Below are 7,403 nucleotides of genomic sequence, written 5' to 3' on the forward strand. Positions count from 1 at the left end.
TCAGTTTTTGTGATTCAAATTTTTGTAACTAATACCATAAAAGTGGATAAAAACAGATTTTCTCTCCAATTAATATTTGGTACTAGCCTTACTAAATAATTTTTTCTGAAATATCAATAAAGTGTTTCCTTATTATTTTATTACGTATTTGGAGTTTAATAGTTGTTGTACTAATAGTTCTTTAAAGTGTATTTTTTGACACATGGATTGGACTCCTCTGTTTTAGCTTTGTAATGTACAGTTTTATTTGTAGAGAAGATTAAGGTTGTTTCAGTATCATCTTTTGGTACAGTTTCCTTAATAACTATAATGCTTTAAAATTAGATTTAAACACTTAACCAGAATGATTCAACTTATACCTTTAAAAAAATTAAAAAAGTGCAAAACTCTTCTGACGCTATCCGTTTTTGCTTTTTATACTATAATAAATGCGCAAGACCAATCATTTGAAAGCAGAACAGTCCCAAATAATTGGAATGCGGGTATTGGCAACTTAACCACATCAACAAATCATTACAAATTAGGTACACAATCCTTAAAATGGGATTGGGCTTCAAACGATGTGTTAACAATTTCAAACCTTCAGAACAACGGTCTAGTACCTTCTCAAGTTTTAGACTATTTTAATAATATGTTTCGAATATGGGTGTATAATACATCAAAAATTGCCAATGAACCGTTGACCTTTGAATTTTATGACACTAATGGAGTGCTTCAATTCTATTATGATTTTCAATTGAATTTTACGGGTTGGAGGGCTGCTTCTACAAGCTATAGATATGAAATGCTTGGAAAAAAATTGTCCTCCAATATTACAACTTTGAAAATCAAGGCGCCTACATCAGGTAGTGGTGCTTTCTATTTTGATTATATAGATTATACCATGGAAAGAAACACTTATAGATCACCAGACTATCAGTTACCGTTTCTTGCACTTAACAACGGAAAACATTGGTCCGATATGATGTATTTTCAATCTTTACCAAAAATACCGTTAACTACTCCCACTGTACAAGAACTCATCGATTTTAATAGCATCAAACAGAAATACGATAACATTATTTTAGGAAATGCACCTAATACTTCTAAAATAAATAATGCCATTAATTCCTACAACAGTTTAAAAATCAAAAACACAGGAGCGCATATTACAGGAGTTCCTTTGTATGGCAAAGATTATCCAGATTATCAAAATATAGATGCAGTCGAACAATTTATACATGTTTTTGCTAGAGATTATAAACATAAATCGACACCAAGCAGTCTAAACTATTTTATTAATACTGTCAAATACATGTTAGATCAAGGTTATGCTGATGGTAGTTTAATGGAAACCGTCCACCATATAGGATATTCATTTAGAAATATTCCTAATGCCATTCATTTGATGAAACAAGAACTGATGGCGGAAGGGCTTTGGGATGAAGCAAGAAAAATGGTAGAATGGTATAGTGCAGTAGATATTATATGGCATCCCACAGCACATGACAGTAATTTGGATGATGCCAACACGAGAGCTATGGCCATATTAGGAGCATGTTTATACAAAAGTACAGCTGCTGAAAAAGTGCAATATTTAAAAGGGTATAAAGGCTATCTAGAAAATTGGTTAACAACATATTCAAAAGAAGGTAGCGGAATGAAAGTTGATTTTACCGGATTCCACCATAATACATATTATCCTGGGTATACATACGCTGGTTATAAAAGTATTGCACAAGTGATCAATCTAATTTCGGAAGGAAATTTTACGGTTGGCACAGTTGCGCACACAACTTTAAAAAATGCGCTGCTTGTAGCACGCGTTGTAACTGCAAGTAGTGAAATCCCAAATTCGCTAAGCGGAAGAAATCCTTTTATCACTCCCAGTTTTACAAATGGCTTAAAAGATTTGGGTCTTTCAAACCCAATTGACGGTAAATTACTAGAGGCCTACAATTATTTAGCTGGCAGCGACCCCGAAACAAGTTCATACACTAATGAAGTGCCTCCTACTGGCTTTTGGCAGATAAACTTTTCGAATTTGGGTGCTTATAGACAAAGTAATTGGGTGGCAGACATAAAAGGTTTCAATAAATATTTTTGGGGTACAGAAATATATGAAACAAGTAACAGATTTGGAAGATATCAAAGTTATGGTGCTATAGAAATCATGTATCCTGGAGGTCATACCAAATCTGGCTTCACAAAAACCGGTTGGGATTGGAACAAAACACCTGGAGCAACTACCATCCATTTATCTTGGAATGATTTAGAAGCCACAAAAGATAGACAAGATGAAATAACCGAGTCTAACTTTGCTGCCAGTCTTCGTTTTGGAGATAAATCCAACTATTATATTGATGAAATATTAGAAGGAATCTATGGAGTATTTGGAATGGATTTTATTCAAAAACCCATTTCTGCCACACACAATCTTTCTTTCAAATTTAAAAAATCTGTTTTTTGTTTCGATGGAAAATTAATTTGTTTGGGCAGCAACATTAGTAATAACGATAATACAAATATTACTGCGACCAATTTATTCCAAAACTCAATAACCACAACCATTAGACCCATAATAATCAATAATACTTCCCATACCTCCTTTCCATATAACAATACACTAAATGGTAATATAAACAATTGGCTCATTGATGCACAAAACACAGGTTACTATGTAAAAAGTGGAAATCCAATTACCGTTGACAGAAAGAACCAAGACTCTCCCAATCAAAATGGTAATGGTTCTTTTACCAATGGAAATTTTGCATCGGCATATATAAATCACGGTATGTCGCCCAATAATTCTGGTTATGAATATGTTATTATTCCAGCAACTGACGATGCAGAAATGGCATCATTTAGCAATAATATGAGTAACGCTAATACTGCATTTTATGAAGTTGTTCAAAAAAATAAATCGGGTCATATTGTAAGTTATAATGATATGTATGGATATGCGCTTTTTGAAGCAAGTAGCTACCCTAACACACAGCCTTTAAAGTCCAATGACTCGCCTTGTTTATTAATGATAAAGGAAAGCAACGATAAATTATCCATGTCTGTTGTTAATCCAGACTTAAACTTTGCTAATTCGAGCAATGGAGAGAGCTTAGCCTCCACTTTAACTTTTAAAGTTCACGGTAATTGGTCATTAGATTCTAGTTTTGGTGGCAACGTAGTTCTTTCTGATACGGGAGTAACAGAAACAACTATTACCATTGAAGCCAAAGACGGTTTGCCAGTAGATATTACACTAAACAAAGATGCCTTAAGTACTCATGGCAATAATCATAGAGCCCCATTTCAAATATACCCCAATCCAACAAATGGCAGTTTGTTTATCAACACGGAATCCTTACTTGGCCATAGTGCAGAATTAAACCTTTTTGACGTGCATGGTAAACAAGTATATAGAAAGTCCTATAAAAATTTAGAAGAATTAATACACATAGAAAACTTACAATTAGCTAATGGCATTTATTTCCTCAAAATAAAAACGCCTACTTCGGCTTTCTCTAAAAAAATTATTTATCATAAAAAATAACCGTTAACACTTAAATATACTAAAGTCTAAAAATTATTACTGTAATTAAAACAATGCTTATTATTAATCTAAATTATAAACCTTTAAAACAATTTATTATGAAAACAATTACTTTATTTTTTATTGCTGCAATTTTTGCAACCAATTCGTTTGCTCAACTTTCACCTAGTGGTAATTGGGGAAAAATAGTGCCAGCTATTCCCGCAGACCCTGCAAATGATGTAGAATTAACAGACGTATTTACTGATGCCGATAATGGCGATGGTATTGGGGACGGTGCCCTTAAAGTAGATGGAAAAACACCAAAGGGAGTTGATGTAGTCGGCCAAGGCGCTTTCTTCAAAGTTGATGGTACAATGGAGCCAGGAACAACCTATACTATAAATACAGTTATTTATACTACTGAGTCTAGTAGTTGTATAGTAAATGTAAAATTATACAATCTAACAGATGGCACAGAACTGAGTGTGTCTGGTAAAATCACTATTAAAGGCATTAAAAATGCACCAGAAAATATAGCTACAATTAGCCTTAACCATACTGCTTTGTCATCTGACGATGGTGACGAATTAGAAATTAGATATGTTCGAGAAGATGATGGTAAAAAGGCGAGAAATTTTAATATTGATGTCTTGACTTTAAATGGCATCGCTTTACCAACTACTGCTCCAGTATTATCTGTTGCAAACAATGTACTTGACTCAGGTATTACAGTATTTCCAAACCCAGTTAGTAATGTGTTAAACTTTCAACTTAAAAGTTCAGATGTGCAAATTAAAAATGTAACACTTGTAAATATTCTTGGTAAATCTGTTTATAAAAGTAAAAATACAAATCCTATTAGCATTAAGAATTTTGCTAAAGGAATTTATATATTAAAAATGCAATCCGAAGATGGTAAAATTTCAAATAAAAAGATTATAATAGACTAAATTACAGAAAATTTGAGACTGTAAAAAAATTTTAATTGAAAGCACTTTGAATATATTTATTTAGGTGCTTTTTCATTAAATATTATAGATGCGATTTATCCAATAAAAAATAAACTTTTCGGGTCTGTAATTTAAACTCTGTCTGCTCATTTTTTTGACGTTTTAAAAATAGTTTGATTTTTCTCCGGATTTTGGTTGTTGAAAAATCAAATTGTTTTTAAAATGAGCCCCAGCGCAGCGTTAGGATTTGCTTTTCGGACTTTTAATATCGAACGTTATTCTATTTCCAAATTCAATATATAAGTTTTGAATTGTCAAACTCCAACTATTAAGTGGGGATATCCATTTTAGTCTGCCGCTGTAAAAGTATTTATACTGATTTGAGCTTCAGAACAAACACTTTTTATATTCGTTAATAGGTTTTTTGGTTGGTAAATTAATTATATTAATTCTACCTGACAATTCTACTTGATGTCTCAAAATAGAATTATTTTTATCCGAATTACAACGGCCTTGCTTTTAAATTATGCAAGTGTTTTACTGATTCAGTTCTTTGTGAATTTCAGAGAGTTCATGATAATATATTCTAAACAGTGAAGTTCTACCTGATTTATAAAATTATATCCATTAAAATTTTTTTAAAAGTTTTAACCTTTGACGGTTGCAGTGAAAAGTACGCTTCACAAACTATTAATGATGCTACACCTTTATTACCGTTGTGTTCTTTAGGTTTAATTTACTTCGCAACAATCCCATGTCCACTGACACTTTTTTTTCAATGACCCTCGCATAGATTTGCGTTGTGGATAGCTTCGTATGACCTAATAATTTTGATACAGTTTCAATGGGAACACCATTAGAAAGCGTAACGGTGGTTGCAAAAGTATGTCGCGCCGCGTGAAACGATAACTTTTTATTGATTTTGAGGAGTAACGTTATTTCCTTCAAATATTTATTGACTTTTTGATTGGAAAATACAGGAAGCAATTGTTCCTGTTTATTTTGAGAATTCTGATCATACTTTCTTATGATATCAAGAGCCTTATCCAAAATAGGAATTTTTACTGCTTCATCATTCTTTTCCCTTTTTGTGAATATCCAATAATCTCCATCGATACCCCTAACTATGTTATCGTCAGACAGTAATTTCACATCAATATAAGATAGTCCTGTATAACAGGCAAAAACAAAGACATCCCTTGTTTTTAGATGCATCTCTTTGGAAAGTTGGCCAGGTTCCAAAACTTCAAGTTCCGATTGGGATAAGAATGCCCTGTGGGGTTTTGTAAACTTTAACGAGAATCTCACAAAAGGGTCTTTCTCAATCCACTCCAATCGAAGAGCGAGGTTCATCATCTTTTTTAATCGCTCCAAATGTTTCATAACCCCATTGTTATTAAGAGGTTGTGATCGGTTTATTGATTTTCCGTTGCGCAGAAACTGTTCAAAGTCAATAATAAATTTATATGATAATTGTTTGAGGAAAACATCATTGGTCTTTAGCTTATTCTTCAAATACCGTTTAATATACCGTTCTGTTGTGAAATAATTTTTCAATGTGCCAGATTTCAAAACAGAAACCATATTCGTATTGTGATAGGAAATTAGCTGAAGTAGTGTTTTGTGCTGTTCATCTTCGCCGAGGTATCTCGCTTTAATGGATTGGGCGGTTACGTATTTGGATTCGGACAAAAGCTGTTTTTGGCAATCAAGCAAATCGGAGTAAACTTGGTCTAAATAAACATTGAGAGATTTCCCTTCAGAAGTTCTCGAATTTGCCCTTTTGGAACGGTTATCCCAATTGGTAACCGAAATGAACCGTTTTAAACTGATTTCGACACGTTTACCATCAACCGTAATACGGGCATAAATGGGTGCTAAATCATCTTTTTTCTTGGCCATACTCAACCAAAAATGAATACTAAAAGTCTTTGAAGTCTGCATAAACTCTCGCTTTAAATTAATAATCGATTTGTTTACGAAAGTCAAATCGTTGCGAAGGTCAATTTTCTTGAAATACCAAGGTAGTGAAAATTCTGGCAATAAATTAGGTAACCGAATAGGTAACCTTTGATTTTAAATTAAAGCCAATCTTATGGTTTCAAGAAAAATGAAAATACTTGATTTTCATAAGATTAGCTATGTTTTGGTGTCTATTGACACCATAATTGTCGGGATGACAGGATTTGAACCTTTTAACTTCAAGAAATGAGTCTGGTACTCAAAAAAATTAATAGCAAAACATGGCTAAATAGTTTTTAAGATTAAATGAATTTAAATCTTATTATCCTAAACTAAGTAAACAAAAATAACAAAATGTTTTACTTATGTTGTTCCTGAATAAAAATGTTTATGATTTTAAACAAAAAAGTCAAGGTTTTGTCTTTGGCTTTTGTACAGGCGTAAAGCCCCCACACATTACTATATTATATTCTAAGTATAACTTATCTACCTGTTCCACCACATCCGAATTTTAATATTTTAACAATTTTTTATTAAGCAATGACCTGAACCTAGCGCATCTACCAAAATTTTTATAGGTTAACATTTGCTAAAATTAAAACAGTTATAGAATAGATTTCCTATATTTGGAATACGAAAGTTATATTGACATTTTTTTTGTAAAAATATAAGTTCACAATTCGTCAACATGAATTGTAAAAATTAGCAAATACCCTGCTCTGACTAGCGTTAGAATTATAAGTTCTAATCCCAGCCGGGTCACAAGTAGAAATACTACTTAAAAACAAAACCTTGTTAATCTTAAGATTAGCAAGGTTTTTTGCTTTTGGCATAATTCAAATAATGCTATGTTATGGAGGATCAAGGGATCAAGGGGGATCAAGTCAAAAAGTTGTGGGATTTTAAGATTATGCATAAATTGTTGTAAGTCTATATAGGAAGAACTCTACGTTTCTAACCCCTCTGAACTGCGCTCTAAA

3 protein-coding genes are annotated in these 7,403 nt (G+C 32.5%); 2 read left to right on the plus strand and 1 reads right to left on the minus strand.

The genetic code is table 11. The features are described from left to right. Positions 1 to 343 precede the first annotated feature (343 nt). Positions 344 to 3,529, plus strand: a complete 3,186-nt coding sequence (locus ACFFU9_RS15330) for a chondroitinase family polysaccharide lyase (RefSeq protein WP_379862354.1) — start codon at positions 344 to 346, stop codon at positions 3,527 to 3,529. A 98-nt stretch (positions 3,530 to 3,627) separates the two neighbouring features. Next, a complete protein-coding gene (locus tag ACFFU9_RS15335; protein WP_379862355.1) occupies positions 3,628 to 4,461 on the plus strand; it encodes a T9SS type A sorting domain-containing protein in 834 nt (277 codons plus the stop codon). Positions 4,462 to 5,160: 699 nt separating this feature from the next. On the opposite strand, the gene ACFFU9_RS15340 is transcribed toward ACFFU9_RS15335, so the two are convergent. Beyond that, complete coding sequence (locus ACFFU9_RS15340; protein ID WP_379862356.1) at positions 5,161 to 6,405, minus strand: site-specific integrase; 1,245 nt, start codon at positions 6,403 to 6,405, stop codon at positions 5,161 to 5,163. Positions 6,406 to 7,403: the final 998 nt, after the last annotated feature.

This window comes from Mariniflexile ostreae (assembly GCF_042427585.1).
GTDB classification, from domain to species: Bacteria; Bacteroidota; Bacteroidia; order Flavobacteriales; family Flavobacteriaceae; genus Pseudalgibacter; species Pseudalgibacter ostreae.